This is a genomic window from Providencia sp. PROV004, assembly GCF_011045615.1.
GTDB classification, from domain to species: Bacteria; Pseudomonadota; Gammaproteobacteria; order Enterobacterales; family Enterobacteriaceae; genus Providencia; species Providencia rettgeri.
In genome coordinates, this window is sequence record NZ_CP042859.1 from 1,600,310 (window position 1) to 1,617,416 (window position 17,107).

Here is a 17,107-nt window from a genome sequence, read left to right on the forward strand (position 1 = left end):
ACGGGATAAGTCTTTATGTTAGCGCTAACGCTTTATAAACAACGCCGTTTACTCATGTTATAGATATGAAAACCGAACTCCGTTAAGACCCAATGGTTTGATGTATGTAGTTGAATCATTCCTTTTTTCTCCAGCGAGTTGAGTGTCCTTTTGTTGCAGAGTGAGCCATAATTGAGTTTCACATTACTCAAGGTTTTTAGTTGCCGTTCTGATAATTTCATCGCGTTCACCGTAAGATTCGATTATTTAATGTTTACTGTAGCTATAGTTGTTCGCGTCCAGCAAAATGAGCATGCATTTGTTCTGTCAGTACCCACAACGCTTTATTGAGCTTAATATCCCCATCAATTCCATTCACTGAACGCGTGCGAGCGCGTTTACCTTTGGCATTCCTGCCTGATAATCCTCCCTTGATTAAATTTTCCTGCAAACGTTGGTACACTGTCCAAAGATCGTCTTTTTTATCTTCAAAGCGGCGAGGTTGTAACACTTGGGCTTCAGTGATCGGTTGATGTTCTTCGCCATAACGATACATGAGAGCGGCTTGGGCGAAGATCTGTTGTGCTGGTGGCGGTAATAGTAAGGACTGCATTTGCTCACGTTTTTCAGCGATAGCATCAAACGTATCTAACACTTCGTAAGCCCCTTCAATCACTTTATCGATGACATTACCTTTATGGGGAACTCTGACCTCACCAAAGGTATCGCCACAAACTAGCCCATTTTGACAAACATAACGAAAAAAGCCCGGTAACATCTGATAACTACTGGAGCCATCATGGCTATTAAGTAAGATGATTTCAGGCACTTGGCTACCCGTAATTTGGTCGTGACGTCGGAGCCGTAACATATGCTTAGTATGATCACGACGGCTGTCATCTCGCACACGAGTTTGGCATGCAAAGAACGGATAAAAGCCTTCTTTTTGCAGGCTATCCAATAAGGTAATCGTAGGAATATACGTGTACTTTTCGCTACGAGAATCGTGTTTCTCTTCAGAGAACACACTGGGTACTGTGCGAAATAACTCTTCGAGAGTTAACGGGCGGTCACGGCGAATGCTATTCGCCGCACCAAAGCGAGAAGCTAAACGAGACATAGGGGGCCTCCTCAGTGATAATACTGATAAATTAAAATAAGATAAAGGAAATAAGTGAGGTGATAAGCTGGTGGACGCTGTATTAAAGCGTTATCAATAACTTAGTCAATTAGGTGAAAGATTTGTGCTTGCTCGGGATGTTGCATCGCATAGTCACGAAGTTGGTAAAAATACTCTACCAGCACAGAACTCTCGGTTTTAAACGACCAGATGCTATACACCATTAGACAGACTGCGATACCGGCTGCTTCAGGGCTTAACTCAGCCTCGTTACCATTATGAGGGTTAAACATCGGCAAGGTGATTTCAATCATCTCAGGCCAGATAAAAGCCCCCCCATTCGATAACATGGTGAACTCCCAAAACGCGCCCTGATAGCGATGACAGAGCTTCGCCATCATGTTAAAAATATCGCCCTCGATACGTTGCCAATCGGGTACCGTCCCAAAGTAGAAACGCCAGAAGAGATGACGGCCACTGGAGTGAACGAGATTGGTTTTGATAACCGTTGATTCTTGCTCTTGTAAGGTAAACATAATAGAACTCCAATTCAGTCGATATTGATAGACAGTAATAAGCAAAAAAGCCCTACACCTTGCGGTGCAGAGCTTTCTCGAAATGATAGGTATATTGAGTATCATTTTTAGTGACTCATTCTGATGATTGATTCACTAAAATAATATAGATATAAAAATAAATGTAAGTTAATTAATGGGTTAGTCTGATGATGCTTTTATAATGAATCAGATAATACGAAAGCGTAAATAAGGACGTGGTTAATCGATTAGATTGAAAATGGCGGAACGTTCTGGGTGTTGCGCCGCATAATCACGCAATTGATAAAAGCGATCGACGAGGATGTCACTTTCCGTTTGAAATGACCATAAGCTGTACATCATCAAACACACGGCAATGCCTGCCGCTTCGCAACTGACGTTGGCTTCATTGCCGTTATGTGGGTTGAACAGCGTCAGTGTCTCTTGAGGTAAATCGGGATAAATAAAAGCGCCACCATTGGATAAGGTGCAATATTCCCAATATCCACCCTGATAGTTATCACAAAACTGCCCCATAGTGGTAAAGATGACCACTTCAAAGGTGCTCCAGCCTTTCACGCTTCCGAAGTGGTTGATCCAAAAATCCAGGCGTTGTTCATTGGGGACGAGTGTCATTGCAATAGCGGATTCAGTTGTATTATTCATCAGTTGATACTCCAAGAAAAAGAAATAAAAAAGCGTCAATCCCGTTAAGGACTGGCGCTTGATGTCATCAATGTTGTATTAATGTAAGAAGCTAAAAGAATATGCTCCACAGGGATTTAGCAACGGATACGATGCTATTTTTGACTGTATTCATCGTTCCTTTTATTAATGCAGGCAGGGGAAGGATATCTATCAGAGTATTGACGATATCACTGACGCATTGCCCAAAATCGTTACGTGCGGCGTTCTCCACGGATTGCGTCCGGTAAGGGGTGTTCAGTTGCCTAGCTACCCCGCTACTGGCTTGCGCCGGTAACGCCTGTATGAGTTGCTCTGCTAATTCAGTGAGTTGATAGTTTTCGACCGCAGAAACTGTTATCACAGGATGATGTGGCTTAAAGGCGGTTATGACGGCTTGTTGCTTTAATTTTAAGTTATAGGTCTGCTCTGAGGATGGTTGATGCTTGTATTCATCCCACTGGCGACAAGGCTCTATTTTATCGGCTTGGTTCAAGACAAATAGAAATTGATTAGGCTGGTAACCGCATTTCTGCGTGAGAAAGCGATAGCACTGTTCATCAGAAGACCATGCTCGGTCATCGGCCTTGAGTACCCAAATGATTAAATCGAATTCTGGTAATAAGTTGCGATAGAGCTGGTGGTACTCTTTATCCCGCTCAAGGCTTTCCCCCACGCCGGGTAAATCTACAAAAGTGAGAGTATGGTTGTTCATCGTCATGCTGAAGCGTTGGGCTTGGCGTGTGCAGCCTGAAACATCACTCACAGGTGATAATGACGATTGGAATAGTGCGTTGATAAGACTGGATTTTCCCGCTCCCGTTTTACCCATCAAACCGATGATGGGAGAGTAGTTGATGAGCTGACTGAGTTGGTTGAAAAAAGAGGTTTGGAATGAAGTCGGTAGAGTCGATAGGAGGGTTTTAAAGTGAGCGTTCTGATGCATATTACTCCTTGAAATAAAAGAAAATGATAGCTATTCAAGGAGATAATATATATCTGAGATTTTTTGTAATAATGTTGATTTATAAAAAGGATCTATAATGACCAATCCCAGACTGCAGCTAGTATCAGTGTTAAGTGGCTGAGTGAGCTCGGGTTAGGGTATTAATTAAGTTTTTTTTGGAATGCTAATTCAAAACAAGAGAATGCTGCGGTACAGTATAGCCTCGGTGTTATATATGGACATGGAAAAATAGAGGAAAAATTAAAGTACTTGCCAAAGCCTTTATAGCACAGTTTGTGACGAAGGAATTCAATAAGCATTCGATGCATATAAATTACTCAATAAATAAAGTGTGAGAGCATTTTGAATTCGATGTTACGGTCGATACTAATTTGAGGAATAATTAGGGCTGGTGGTCATGTTAAACCACTCACCCTAATGTCTAACGTGTTATCACTTATTTCAAATCTAAATCTTTTTGTAAATCTAAAACTTGGTTTTTTAAACTCTCTAATTCGAGTTGTTTTTGCATTACGGAACGTTCGGGAGCGTTCTGATTTTCCTTCATTTTTTGGTCAATAGAATAGATTTGATTTTGAATACTCTTACTGTTTTTAGATTTGGCTCTTGCTTGATTTAACAAGTTATTGATTGAATTGTTTAACGCTTGCTGGCTTTTCTGTTGGCTTTTTAAGTCAGCATTGACTTGGCGTTTTTCATTTTCAATTGCCGCAAAAACAGCTTTAAACTCATTATTTAACACTTTCTCGTGTTCAAGTTTTTCCTGTTTTAACTCAATCCTCTTATCGTAAGTGCCAGAGTATTTGCAGTTAAATTTGGTAATAATATTGACGTCACCAGCTGTGGGGTCGCAATCTTCTACGTTGGTCGCACAACCAGAAAGAACCAATACTGAACCTAATGTGATTAACGGTAATAGCTTCAAAATATGCCCTCAATTAGCTGATTTTAATAGCAGTACGCTGAGAATACAGGCTATCTAACTCTTTTTCTAAAGACGTTACTTGCGTTTTCATTTCCGCAATTTGTGTATCTAACTGCGCAGTTTTCATACCTTGTGCCGTACTTTTCTCAGAAATTTCTTTCCATTCTATTTGACGTTTTTTCATGTCTGTCAGAGATTTTTGTAGAGAGGCAATGTTGGCATCAATACCTTTCAGTTTTTTCTCCGCCGCTTTTTGGTCTAAACGTTTTTGGGCAATGGCTTGGTTGATTTTAGCCAGTTCGCGTTTGTCATCAGCAATAACCGATTTTGCGGTGCTGGATGCGCTTTTTAGGCGTTGGTTTTCTTGCTGAATATCCGCAATCATGGCATTTAACAGTTGCTCTTTGTTCGAGTATTTTTTGCGTTGGTTATCAAGGTAAGCGTTCGTACCGACACCAATACCGCAACCAACAACTGCCGCCGCAATCATACACGCTGTTCTGTTATTACTATTTGCGGTTAAACAGGCGAGCGCACCAACTGCCGCGCCACCCATACAAGCGGTAACTCCGGATTTACTGAAAAACTCAATGTCTTCATTTTGTGATAAACGCGGATCAACATCTGGTTTTGAGCGAGTTGTTTGACACCCTGTCAATACCATTGTGACTATCAAACAAAATGTACCTATTAATTTTTTATTCATTTAGCGTAATTCCTATTGTTGTTTTTTACATGTATCAAGCCATTCATTTCTTGAAACTTTTCCATTCTTCCAATAACCATCTAAGTTAGAAACATAAGCCGAGAGGTAGGTTTGTAAATTTGATTTTCCTCTGGCCTCCATCATTTGTTTAACAACGTTAACTTGAGACTTCACTAAGGATGCATCGTAGGTTGTGGCCATATCGACTAAGGTATCTGCGTAGTAATTCACCACAAAATCCAAGGCTTTTTTGTGCTCTTCAAGTTGTGATTTCCGTTTCTCGCAAGTACCTTCGGCAGCATTGGCTGCACAATTTTTTTCATATAAATCCGCTAAGCGGTCATAAAACTCGCCATCATCTTTGAGTTTGGTACACAAAAATGCCCCCAACTGTAATGAGGTTCTAATCGCCTGGTCGCGTTGCTCATCTCGTAATTGAGCGTTCGCTTTCAGCTCATCTTTTAACTGTGTTAATTTCTGTTTGATTGCTTCATCCTGCACTTTTGCTGAGATGGCGCTTAGGTTATTAATAGAGCTACTTTTAACCTGTGGTTGGCCGTTAGCCGGGGATGAGTCTGAACCTAATTTAAGCCACTCTTTTTCAATCTCTTTAATGCGATCTCTTGAGGTTAAAGTCGGTGATACTATGACAAGGCGGAAACCTGTATACTTATTCTTGGTTGGTCCTGTATCGGTGTAATAGGCTTCTTCTTGTCGCCAAGCACTGCGGATATCACTTTCTGGGGTTAAATAGCTTCCGCCTCGCACGATGAATCCACCGGCTTGCCCATGTTGGCGATCCAATTTATTGAGTCTAAACGGTTCGAACATCATCTCGGAGACGTTACCTAGCATATCGTGCAGCCCTAATGGGTTAGGGTGTAGCAAGCCTGTAAGCTGTAAATCTCCATTGGCGGATTGAGCACCTGCCGACCAAACATAGTTACGAATACCTTCAGGCATAGGGAATCGGGTGTCACGGAAGTCGGATGCAGAAACAGATAATCCACCCCTTTCGGCGAACTCCCATTCTGTTTCCGTCGGGAGACGAGCAAAGCCTTTCGCACCATCTTCAACAGGCAGGGCGCTCGGGTGTTTCTCGCGTAACCATAGGTTGTATTTATCTGAAAACTGCATTGCGTCATACCAGCTCACATTGACTTTCGGTAAGCGCAATTTATTGGATGGAGTAGGGCACTCTTTCCCTTGCAGCGTATTTTCTAGCGCAGCGTATTGAAGATCGGTGACAGGGTATTTCGCCATTAAGAAATAACGGCCTTTATTTTTCTCTGTAAAACTTCCTGCAATATGCTCGGTTCGAGTCTGTTCTAGATAGCCCCAATCGTCCCCTTCTTGGCCTAAAGTAATATTGTAATCTTGCAAGGGTTGATTCACGGGGATAGCGACTTTACGAAAAACCATGCTGCCCTCACAAGGGAATGGCAAGATAACGTCATCCGGCAACGCTTTCGGGTTAAAGAATTTCTCTTCCCACGGCGCGGCATAAGTGATTCCGCTGTGCAGTAAAACGAATGACAGTGTGATTAACGCTATTTTAGATTTCACGTAAGCTCTCCGCAGGTTGTATTTTCACTGCACGTAACGCCCCAATGCCTGCAACGCAGAGCGCGATAAATAACGCAGTAAATAAAGCGATAAGGATGTTGATTGGCTCAAGTCGGCACACAAAGGCGTTCTGAGGTAATTGTTCGCCCAATAAGCCAGTGAACAGATAGCTGCCGATAAGGTACAGCAAGAAGCCAATAAAGAAGGCGATGCTGGTTAAGAGCAAGGCTTGAATGATGATATAGAAGGTCACGGCCAACTGATGAAAGCCCAATAACCGCAATACGGCCATGTCTTTACGTTTTCTATCGATGTTTGCTAAAAATGCACCAATCAGGGACGCGATGCAGCCAAATAGCGAAATCCACATGATCACAGAAAAGATAATATTGAGTACGTAGGTGATGGCTTTAACGGAATCAATCTGGCTTTTTTGTGTTGTGACTTCAATATGTTGCTCATTAAACCAGTCATTGATAGGGGCTATTCCATCTAAACTGCTGGCGTAGATGCGGGCTTTTGCAAAGCTCTCTCTGACTTTGGGCTTTTCGCCGTCCGTGATATTGAACTGAGGAACTTGGTAGCCATCTCGGTAATCTTCCATCGCAATCAGCACGGATAACGGCACAAATGCGGCAGGACGAGAAAACTTGGCATCGCTAATAATATCGACCACGCGAAAGGACTGTTTTACGCGCTCGCTGTTGTTATCTCGTTTGCGAGTGATCACTAGATTCACTGTATCGCCTTTGTTCGCGCCTAATTTTTCAGCGGCGCTGGTGGAAAGCACCAGTGTGTTTGCTTCAACAGGAGCCGTCACATCACTGAGCAGCGGGTCGCCTTTTGCGGTGGGGATAATTTCAGCGTTAGAGACAAAATGTTGGCTATCGGCAACAAGATCAGCTTGGGTATTTAAACTGCGCGTTTGAGGAATAACAAACTGGATATCAGGGTGTTTTGATAGCTCATCAAACCACGATGGTGGGTAGTTTCCATTCCCAATCATGCGTACTTCTAAGTTTCTTGGGTCGTTAAGTAATTGATTATGAAGCTGCGTGATAATGCCGTTTTTTAAGCCGAACAGCAGTAACAGTGGGGCAATGACTGATGTTAATGAAAAAATAATGCACAGGGCGACCTTTCGGTCATGGAGTAAGTCCTGCCATGCCAATCGGCTAAGTAATGAAAACTTTGTTTTTATGGCACTATTTTTTTCTAAAGACACTGCCATTCCCTTCTATTTCAGCATGATATTGGGTAAAGCCAAACTGCTCTACCAGCGTCCAGTCATGGCTAACAATCAGCGCGCTCAGGTTTAAATTTTTCACCATTTCAATAATTAATGAATACAGGGACTGCGCATTTAGCGGATCAAGTGCCGCGGTGGGCTCATCAGCAAGTAACAGAGTCGGTTGATGGGCGATGGCTCTGACAAATGCCACGCGCTGGCGCTCACCGATAGAAAGCTGATGGGGATAATTATTGAGCAAATGGCGTAATTGAAGGTGATCAATTGCAAAATCTAGCCAGTCAGATTTTGTGGATAAGGAGAGTATTTTTCTCGGCAAAACAATATTTTGTTGTACGGTTAAATAAGGAAGAAGCCCACCATTTTGCAATACAAAACCAAAATGCGTTGCCCGCAACTGTGCCAAAAACTTGGCATCATCATGCAGAACGGCTTCGGTAATATTGAGCTCTGAGGTCAGTTGGTAATGGGTGAGCTGATCAGGTTGAAGAATCAACCCAATAATTTCTAACAATGTGCTTTTTCCACAGCCGCTTAATCCCGTCAATGCGCATACCTGACCGGGCTCAAGCACGAGAGAAGGCAGGGTGACATGAAAATCACGTCCCCCGTCATTTCGTGTGAGTGACAACTGCTCAATGTGCAACATTAAGGAAGGTTTTCCAAAGGCACAGGGTAAACATAGTCACGAGGATCGCTATTCGGTGCGAGTGGGATCCAACGGTCAATATCTTCATTATAACGTTGATAATATTGAAGTTTATTGTTGAGTCGACGAATGAATTTCTCCTGCTCTAGCCCATCCCAGCTTTTCCACGTTTCTTCATCTAAACCAAGAACTTCACTGAGATACGGCAGATTTTCGACATACTCACCCAGTAAGCCCATTTCGCTGAGTTTAGTCCCGGATGCTTGTTTGATTTGCTTAGGATCGTTCCCCATGGTGGCGGCAATAGAGCGCAGATTTTCAAACATATTATCCGGCGAAATCATGCCTTCGTTGGCTGCATTCACAATCTTCTTCATCACTTCGCTGAGGTCGCTCAGTTCGCTTTTGGTCAGCAACACTTGGACTTCAGTGGTGGGTACGTTCTGCTTCAACACATCACGGTCGCTGATCCACGCTTTGAAAACACTTGGCGCTTTGGTGCCCTGTTTTTCACCTAAATACGCAAGGCGCATGGCGTAACCAAGATCATGGGCATCAGAGAGCATCGGTTTGGTCTCTTTGTCGTTGCCATACTTAGGATCGGCATTTAAGGCGCTGCCAATGCCTTTTTCACCACGATAAGCCATCTGAATTTGAGAGGTTATTGCGGATGAAAGGCTGTCGACCATCTTCCCAAAACTTGCAATATCACCAGAGTTAATCGGGTAATAAAGGGATTTATGAATATACGGGTTCAAGGTTAATGCTTCATATTGCGCCTGTGCGGAAGCATGGTTTTTGCTCCCTGACGGAGTTTTTAAATGCAATGTGTAGAGCGCCACACCGCGGTAGGCGGCTTCTTGGCGAATTTGTTCTGCATCTAATTTTGTGGAGGAAAGCGGGTCATCCGCAGGCAATGCCCCTGCATCCGTAATCAGGATGACATAGCGCGCCCCAAACCGCGTCCAATCAATTTTATCCAGCGCCATCATCACACCGGCATAGGAATCTTCATCAAATCGACTACTGGATACTTTGGCTTGTTTTAACTCTTTCACTTTTGCAAGGAAATCAGGCCCATCTTTCACATCATTTGGGTTTACGTACATTTTCGCATCATATTCCAAGCCTGGGACAGCTTTGATATTTGAACGGAATGCCACTAAACCAAATTTAACGTTATCTAGCAGATGGTCTTTTTCGACCTGCGCATACACTTTTTCGATGGCTTCTTTGGTACGGTCGATATATGGATCCATAGAAATAGTCGAGTCAATAACAAAGACAACCGCGGCCGAGAAGCCCTGCATCATCTGCTCTTGGTCAGCGGCAGATGCTGCATTGGCTGGCGATGTTTGAGCTGATGCTGCTTGGGATGGTGGTGTTGAGACCGATGCCACTTCCAGCATTCTGACTTTGTAGCCCGCTTCTGTGAAGGCTTCATCGGATTCTAAGACGGGCAGAAGATAGAAATTCTTTTTCTGATCGACAAAGTTATCCGGTTCACGGGCAAGTACCGCCGGATTGGCTTTTTTATTCGTCACATCGGCCAGTAATGGATTGTATTTTGTATCCGGTTTATCCGAATTCAAAATGTCCTCAAGGGTCGCTTTATCTTTTAAAAATAAAGTTGGATTACGCCCAGCGGGGTTAGTCATCGCGAGGGTTAATTGCATTTTCCACTCGGAAGTACAATCCGCTTTCATCCAGCCACTGGTTTTCCCGAATTGGTCTGGCCCCACATGCAACCACTCGGTTGCACCTTGGTTTTGGCGCTGATAAACATAGAAGCGGCTGAAGGCTGGCTGCTCTTTGCCTTTCGTGGCAATTTTGTCAGAAAGTTCACAACCGGGATAAGTTAACACCCGCTGATAAAGTGTTTTCTTGCCAGCTTGCAGCAACGGTTTTTGTTCATCCGCATAGGCGGGGCTGCTCAATACGGCGCTTGTGAAAGCCGTACTTCCAAGTAAAAAGCCTAACCATAGAAACTGTTTCATATTGACCTCTATTTCTTTAAGGCTTCTAAACGGGCTTTTGCATCACTATTTTGCGAGTCATTATTCACCGTGACTTCGTACCAATAGATGGCTGTTTCTTTATCTGGGGAGAAACATTTTCCGGATGACGCATTATTCGGGTCATACTCTTGGGCGTATTTAAAGGCGATTTTGGCATCTCCAGCTTGCGCTTTGTACGCATACAAACGCTGGGCGATATCACATTGGTTATTGGCTATAGCCGCATCAATGGTCGAGACAATCTCGACATCACTCGGGTGGCTTTTTAAGCAGTTTTGTACGAATGCGAGAGCTTCACCGGACTTCATACTGTCAACGCTACACGCCCCTTCAATACCATTGGCAGGTGCGTATGTTTGAGCCGGTGCAGCTGGCGCTGGCTCTTCACTTTTGTTTTTGAACAGAAAAAACCACACCAGCGCGGCGATAATTAGCAGCAATATCAGGGCGATGATAATGCCCATGACTGGGGATTTTTTGGTTTTTACAAGAGCGACTTTTTCAATAATCGGTTCAGGGGCTGGCGGGATCTCCGCAACGGCTTCAACAGGTTCAATGATGGGTTCAGGTTCGATATCATCGATGGTATCAATGGTAGGAACAACACTTCCTCCAGATGGAATGACATCTTGTTGTCCCTGAGCGAGTGAACTTAAAACACCATTATGAATTTTAAGTGTTCCCTTATCTTCATTTCCTTCATCATCTTTGAGGGTGAATCGATAGGCCATTTGCAGGTTGCTGACCAGCGGGTCAACAAAGGTTTTATCAAGAACAATATGTAAATCATCGCCATTTAACTCAAATGAGAGTTGAATTTCAAAGGCATTACCGACCCACTCACCTTTGTCATTGAGGTAGTTACCATCTTGGTTTCGTTGGATGGTTAAGCTGACATTTTCATGCTCGCCATCCCAATTACGGATGGTCAATAACGCGTTGCCAGGGCGAGCTGGTTGTAATGGCTTTAATTCTGGATTAAACACAGTTTCACTCCAATGATGATTTCATCGATTTAATAATTTGGCCAAGTTGAGCATTCTGCTCAGCGCTAATTTCTCGTCCCGCAGAGTGACCTGCGTTTTCTTTAATGACGGTATCGAGAGCGATTAACCAGTCATAAACAAATAAGAATGTGTAATTCAGCGGTGTGGCTGGGAGGCGCACAAGGCGCTCGTCATCGGCCCATTCCACGCTATTGCGGTCTGGTCGTTCAAAGATTTTTTGCCCAACGTTCACTTTACTGTTTGGACGTAAAACCCCATCGTCTTTGAAATTAAACCAAGTGATGAAATCACCTAAAATATTATGAACGCGAGACACTTGGGACTCCGCTAATTTATCTCGCAGAACACCGACTGTTTCTGTTCCTGCCAAGGCATTCACCAGCTTTTGCTCTAGTTGTAAGCGGGAAATAGCAGTGATCAGCTCATCGACAAACGTCACCATGATCTCTTGTTCGATATTAAGGTAAGTCAGTAACGTATTATTATCCGGTAAACTGCGTAAATGGTTTATCCAAAGCGCAATGACTTTTTGTGGGTAAATGATTTCATACCCATAGCTTTGTGGCTTATCGGTTTCAGGGGCCGAAATGGTAGCAGGCTCATCACTAAACAGGTCGATACCGCCACCAAACTCGTTGGCACCCAGTGAGAAAATCGAGACGTTTTGTGGCTCTGCGTCAGACTGTTTCGGGTCTTTGATTTTGCTAAGCGCATTTTCTTCTTGCATGTAAAGCTCATACAAGTCTTTGCGGCTCGGCATGATGTAATCAATAAACGCCCCTTGCAGATAAGGCACTTTCTGCATGAAACGCAGGATGGATTCGGAATTTTTCGCTTTGACTAATAGCTCTTCTTCACCGCCAGACTGATACCATTTTTCAAGGTGATTACCGATCAATTCTTTTCTTAATTCATCAAGTTGCTCGCTAATGCGCTCTAATTTCAGTTGTTTTAATGCAACGGTTTCGAGGTAGTTAGCCAAGCGGGACATACCACCATCATTGAGCTGCAACATACTGTCCCAGGATTTACTGGTATCGCGAATATGTCGCTGAACAAATTCATCTTCCACATAGGTTCTTTTCATTAATTGGAGATGTTCTGTGCAGCTATCATCAAAGGCAATTTCTTCCTCATTCTGCATGCGGATAAATGAGGTCGGAACGCGAGGTTTGCGTACTAAAAAGGTGTTATCAAATGCGCGATTATCAACCCAATCAGACATCCAAGGGTATTGACCAAAACGCTCTAACATTGCCATTTTGATCATGCCACCTTTACCCCATGATTGGCGTAAAAGGGCTTCATTGAGCGAGAGTGACTGAGAGATGCGTAAGTCAAACATGGTCATTGCCCAGATTAATCCACATGGGCGTTTAGCGCGGGTTTGTGCGTCTTTACCTTGGGTGTTGTGGATCCATTCTGTGAGCACGCCGCCCACTTCTTTGACATCGGATTGTTTGGTGGATGCTGTGCAGACAACCAAAACGTTCATCTCTTGGTTATCCGTGTAACGCTCGAACAAATAAGAGACTTTTCCACGTAAAATTAATTGGGCGAGTGGGTTAGCATCGTCACTGTCCACCGCATTACGAATGCCACTCATGGACTCAACGCCCAGTCTGCCTCGGTAACCTGGGAAGTCTAACAGTTCAACCTGCTCAAAAAGTGGTTTGCTTGGGGTATCAAGCAGTGGGATCACCACTTCAACGGTCAACGCCGTCAATTCTGCAATAGAGAGCGACACCGGTGAGCCTGCATGCTCCCCTTCGAGTGGGCAGACTTGAATATCGCTATCAATGCTTTTATTGAGTCGCTCAAGCATATCGACGTTCATAATACTGTCCTCTTGAACGAGGACACCATTGCGCTCTTTGACTAAAGATTCGAGGGGAGCGAGGACAATTTCAGCGTAATTTAATTTCGCCAAGGTGCGACTGAAGATTTCGTAAGCTTCTGTTAGCTCAGGAATTTCACCCCATAAAATGGCGAAAAGTTTTGCCCGTTGTGAAATTGATAGGTACGGTGCCAATTCAACGGCTTTTGGCCAATAACTTAATGCGAGTTTTTTATGACTGTTTTCTGCGTGACGTTTTAAATAATCCCATAAAGAAATCATGTCATCGTGGGAGATCCCCGCCACTGGTGCAGAGGCGCGTTGCTGTTCAAACTGAGTGAGTAACTGGGATAATTTTTGCTCGTCTAAAACGTAATCAATTTTTTCTTGGTTAAAGTCATACAGATAAGCGTTCGCGAGGATTTTAATAATTTCCACTTCGTTGAATAAATGTAATTCAACGGGGTGGCTGTCTGTGCCTTTGGTCGCTGAGCGCGTAAATCGAGTGACTAATCCAGTTGCCTCTTTTCCGCCGCCGGGTGGGTTAATGTGGTCAATGAAGTCCAGCTCTTTACCGGACATTTTGGTTTTTAAGCGTCCGTTATTGCCCGCAGCTAATGCCGAGATAAGATACGACTTCCCTGCCTGAGATAAGCCAAAGAAGCCTACCGACATCGGGCGTTGAGTGGCTGTCACCAAATTTTTGGCAATGTTTTTGCTGCGTCTTAAGCGATAAATAAGGTTATCAGCCTCAGTGTTTAGACGAGGAGCATGCTCTCTGACTGTGTTAATCCAGTTAATTGCATTATCGGCATTTTGGTAAATGGCATTCCAGCCATTAATCAGCTGTTGTTCATTATTCATACTCATTTAACTAATACACTCCCGCTGTCCATCCAGTAGTTGGTTTCACCGATACCACTGTCTGCTAATGTGTTGAGCTTGAAATTTAAATCTCGTGGTTTGACATTCGATGCATCCAGCATTTCAACCTCGGAAATCACAAAGCGCTCAAGGCTTACTGGGTTGTCATCGCGGGATTGTCGCTGCTGTTCGACTTGTAATTTCATGCGGATAACGCCATTTTCCACACTGAGCTTTTGAGCCAATTTAGGGTTCTTAATACGCAATGTGTAGAGTGGCGAAGCAGGCCAGCGGGCATTATTTAATTGTCTAAAGCCCAAGCGGACGGCACCTCGAGCTTCAAAAGAGGTCTGCTCATCGAGTTGATAGTCTGGGCGGTCAAGGTCAATATCTCGGTAATAGACGACATCATCGCTTAACGTATTATGGCTATCCAACATCCCCAAATAGCGAACGGTGGAATAAGGACGGAAATTCCCGATAGAAAAATAGAAGTTCAATAAGCGAGAATTTTCAGCGAGTAAGCAGAGCATAGCCCCTACCGCTGCGGTAGATTTTGGATCGTCAATCCGTCCTTTTTTATTAAAGGGATACCAACCACCTGTTTTATATCCATGCAAAGGTAAAATGCGGGATGGTGGAACCGGTTGCAGTAACTTAAAGAGTGCCTGAATGCCCGGTAAGCGGGAAGGGCGACCGGTTAGCAATAAAATATCGCAGGAATAGTAATGTAAAACCTCACATAAGGCCTTCAGGCTGGAGGTAATATTGATGCGTTGCCCTGAAATAAACTCCCCATGAAGCTGAGCAAAATTGACTTGCAAAGGCACATTGAGAATTGAAAACACATCGGTTGCGCCAAGCTCTTTATTGACGGCATCGTTAATGTAATGAAACACTTTTTGCGTTGGTTGCTGGGATAAAAACTCACCAAAGGTCGTGTTAATATTTTCGCAAATTTTCAGTGGGTTATAATTTTCGTACTGATTCAAAATCTTTAACCCAATTGGGCTGAAAATTTGTAATGTCAACTGCTGGCGCAAAACTTGCTGCCCTGCATCCAGTCCTTCACTACCAAAAAGGGAGGACATCAGCGCATCAGGGTCGGAGATACCCGAATCCAGTAATGAGGTTCGTAGTGCCGGCAATACGCATAAGCGAATGATATCTAATAGAATATCATCCCCCGCAATTTTGAATCCTTCACGGAAGAGCTGAGTAGGAACGATTTTAACGTTGCTGCCATTACCCGCATCTAATTTATAACGGGTGATCACCAGATCGGTTGTTCCACCGCCGATATCAATCGACGCGATTTTTAATACAGAATCCCCAGTGAGTGCTCGGTTATCATCGCGAACTTGGCTTTTAAAGAAGGCTTCAGTGCGTTCACCAAAGTGGATCTGTGTTTCGTTGTAGAGATACACCAATTGCCCGCAGGTGGCTTCATCCCACTTCACATGAATAGAGGGCAGCGGCGGGCGACAATCAACGTCATTGCCTTTAAATGTCAAGGGGTTATCAATCGGGTTCCAACCCATCGCTTTCCAAATCAACCCAAGGGCATTTTCCATGCAGTTTTCGAAGATCACTCTTTCAGGTTTAGGCATGGCGGGGGGAATGGTTAAGATAATATTGCGTAGCTGGCGCGGCGCACTGGCATGGTTCATTTTTAAACGCTGAGCCGAGCTGTTCATCTGGGTCAATGCTTGAGTGAGAACCTCGGTAAGCATGATGGTCATCAGTGAGCTGCGGGTATAGTTTGGTGTGAAAACGGGCATGCGATCATTTTCGTCTAAACGAAATAGCGGCTCACCGTGGTCGTTCAACAAATAGGTCATTGGGATTGCAGTTGCCAATGGCTCTTTTTCGGTTTGACCAAAAGAGCGGCTAAAACGCCATCCTGGAGAATAAGGGGTATCGTCCCATAAATAGCGTTTCGGGCTGGAAACCCCAGTAGACCCTTCAGTGCCAAGTCGTTGAGATGCCATTCTGTTAGCTTCGGGGCCTACACGACCAATTGTCGGCCACATAAAGGCATCATTACGTCCGCTGCTGACGGAAAAATCTTGCTTACCAAATTCAGCTTGAGCGAACTCAACACGGCTTTGGAACGGTTCGTTGTAAACATAATAAGGCCGGCTTAAATCGCGGAGAGTTAGCTCGTAAAGCTGGGTCAGGCCTTTATCATCGTTTTTATGATCTTCAATTAAGATCCCACAAGTACGTGAGTTTCCGACGTCTAAGATCAAATCCACTTCAATCGGTGGTTCTTGGGACTTGGTTTCATTCAGCTTCACTTCGGGTAACTTAATATTCTCACCCAGAATTTGCAGCAGATTGAGGTAGTGGGCTTGATGTTGGAACTGTGAAAGCGCCTCTTCCAATTCATCGTGATACATTCGGAGTATTGATGTTGCTTGTTCACTGAAAATTTCACGCAACCAGCTATCTACCCAAGAAAACTCTAAAAAATCTTCAACTTCGTGGCCTAAATAGGCGAGCGCAAAGCCAATTCCGGAGCGCACATCATCTTCATTCGGTGCGAGATAGGTGGTATTTTCGCGATTTGGCACGATTCTGGTATCAAACGCGACGACAATACGGTGTGTGTTTCCATCTTCATCGGGTTCAGGCAATTGGTGAAAAATGGCTCTAGCCCAGTTATATGGGCCGTTAGAAAATGATCTCGGTGGATTAAATCGGAAAAATGGCAATGGGATCCAAATATCATTCAGTAACTTTAATGACTCTTCGATGGAAAAACTAAATTCAGGCTCTGAGGCTGTCGGCATACTATTTTTAGGGGCAGGGAAGAAAAACTTGTCGCTGCGTTCATCATAGATTAAACGCAGTAATGGACCATTTTCGCCTTTGCGGGTGAACTCGCCATACTCTTTACGTTGGGATAGCGTAAAACCAAAATCCAAAAATTGGATATTGCTGTCACGAATAAGTGTGATTTTATCTTTATAATCAGTTAATTGCGCTAACATAGAA

At 43.9% G+C, this 17,107-nt stretch carries 13 protein-coding genes; all 13 read right to left on the reverse strand.

The features are described from left to right. Positions 1-262: 262 nt before the first annotated feature. Positions 263-1,099, reverse strand: a complete 837-nt coding sequence (locus tag FVA69_RS07000; protein WP_164528590.1) for a DUF932 domain-containing protein — start codon at positions 1,097-1,099, stop codon at positions 263-265. Between the two features lie 101 nt (positions 1,100-1,200). Beyond that, positions 1,201-1,635, reverse strand: a complete 435-nt coding sequence (locus FVA69_RS07005; RefSeq protein ID WP_164529328.1) for an antirestriction protein — start codon at positions 1,633-1,635, stop codon at positions 1,201-1,203. 240 nt (positions 1,636-1,875) lie between these two features. Next, complete coding sequence (locus tag FVA69_RS07010) at positions 1,876-2,301, reverse strand: antirestriction protein (protein ID WP_164528591.1); 426 nt, start codon at positions 2,299-2,301, stop codon at positions 1,876-1,878. Positions 2,302-2,392: 91 nt separating this feature from the next. Continuing rightward, complete coding sequence (locus FVA69_RS07015; RefSeq protein WP_164528592.1) at positions 2,393-3,265, reverse strand: GTPase family protein; 873 nt, start codon at positions 3,263-3,265, stop codon at positions 2,393-2,395. A gap of 457 nt (positions 3,266-3,722) precedes the next feature. Then, positions 3,723-4,211 (reverse strand): hypothetical protein, encoded by a 489-nt coding sequence (locus tag FVA69_RS07020; protein ID WP_238789289.1) that lies wholly within the window; start codon positions 4,209-4,211, stop codon positions 3,723-3,725. A 13-nt stretch (positions 4,212-4,224) separates the two neighbouring features. Further along, positions 4,225-4,917: a hypothetical protein gene (locus FVA69_RS07025; protein WP_136134715.1), complete on the reverse strand. Its 693-nt coding sequence runs from the start codon at positions 4,915-4,917 to the stop codon at positions 4,225-4,227. 12 nt (positions 4,918-4,929) lie between these two features. Then, positions 4,930-6,483, reverse strand: coding sequence for a formylglycine-generating enzyme family protein (locus FVA69_RS07030; RefSeq protein ID WP_136134716.1), 1,554 nt, complete (start codon positions 6,481-6,483; stop codon positions 4,930-4,932). Beyond that, positions 6,473-7,708 (reverse strand): ABC transporter permease, encoded by a 1,236-nt coding sequence (locus tag FVA69_RS07035; RefSeq protein ID WP_419894543.1) that lies wholly within the window; start codon positions 7,706-7,708, stop codon positions 6,473-6,475. The genes FVA69_RS07030 and FVA69_RS07035 overlap by 11 nt, the downstream gene beginning before the upstream one ends. After that, positions 7,689-8,381, reverse strand: a complete 693-nt coding sequence (locus tag FVA69_RS07040; protein WP_136134718.1) for an ABC transporter ATP-binding protein — start codon at positions 8,379-8,381, stop codon at positions 7,689-7,691. Before FVA69_RS07040 ends, FVA69_RS07035 begins: the two co-directional genes overlap by 20 nt. Beyond that, positions 8,381-10,378 (reverse strand): vWA domain-containing protein, encoded by a 1,998-nt coding sequence (locus FVA69_RS07045; protein WP_136134719.1) that lies wholly within the window; start codon positions 10,376-10,378, stop codon positions 8,381-8,383. The genes FVA69_RS07040 and FVA69_RS07045 overlap by 1 nt, the downstream gene beginning before the upstream one ends. Before the next feature lie 8 nt (positions 10,379-10,386). After that, positions 10,387-11,385, reverse strand: coding sequence for a hypothetical protein (locus FVA69_RS07050; RefSeq protein ID WP_136134720.1), 999 nt, complete (start codon positions 11,383-11,385; stop codon positions 10,387-10,389). A 4-nt stretch (positions 11,386-11,389) separates the two neighbouring features. Continuing rightward, entirely contained in the window at positions 11,390-14,113 is a 2,724-nt protein-coding gene (locus FVA69_RS07055; RefSeq protein WP_164528593.1) for a putative virulence factor, read from the reverse strand. After that, the gene (locus FVA69_RS07060; protein WP_136134722.1) at positions 14,110-17,103 is read right to left on the reverse strand and encodes a virulence factor SrfB; all 2,994 of its coding nucleotides are present in this window, start codon (positions 17,101-17,103) and stop codon (positions 14,110-14,112) included. The genes FVA69_RS07055 and FVA69_RS07060 overlap by 4 nt, the downstream gene beginning before the upstream one ends. Positions 17,104-17,107: the final 4 nt, after the last annotated feature.

Bases quoted from the DNA above. Each gene is read 5' to 3' on its own strand.
- FVA69_RS07000 (WP_164528590.1), bottom strand. From the start codon at position 1,099: ATGTCTCGTTTAGCTTCTCGCTTTGGTGCGGCGAATAGCATTCGCCGT.
- FVA69_RS07005 (WP_164529328.1), bottom strand. From the start codon at position 1,635: ATGTTTACCTTACAAGAGCAAGAATCAACGGTTATCAAAACCAATCTC.
- FVA69_RS07010 (WP_164528591.1), bottom strand. From the start codon at position 2,301: ATGAATAATACAACTGAATCCGCTATTGCAATGACACTCGTCCCCAAT.
- FVA69_RS07015 (WP_164528592.1), bottom strand. From the start codon at position 3,265: ATGCATCAGAACGCTCACTTTAAAACCCTCCTATCGACTCTACCGACT.
- FVA69_RS07025 (WP_136134715.1), bottom strand. From the start codon at position 4,917: ATGAATAAAAAATTAATAGGTACATTTTGTTTGATAGTCACAATGGTA.
- FVA69_RS07040 (WP_136134718.1), bottom strand. From the start codon at position 8,381: ATGTTGCACATTGAGCAGTTGTCACTCACACGAAATGACGGGGGACGT.
- FVA69_RS07045 (WP_136134719.1), bottom strand. From the start codon at position 10,378: ATGAAACAGTTTCTATGGTTAGGCTTTTTACTTGGAAGTACGGCTTTC.
- FVA69_RS07055 (WP_164528593.1), bottom strand. From the start codon at position 14,113: ATGAGTATGAATAATGAACAACAGCTGATTAATGGCTGGAATGCCATT.
- FVA69_RS07060 (WP_136134722.1), bottom strand. From the start codon at position 17,103: ATGTTAGCGCAATTAACTGATTATAAAGATAAAATCACACTTATTCGT.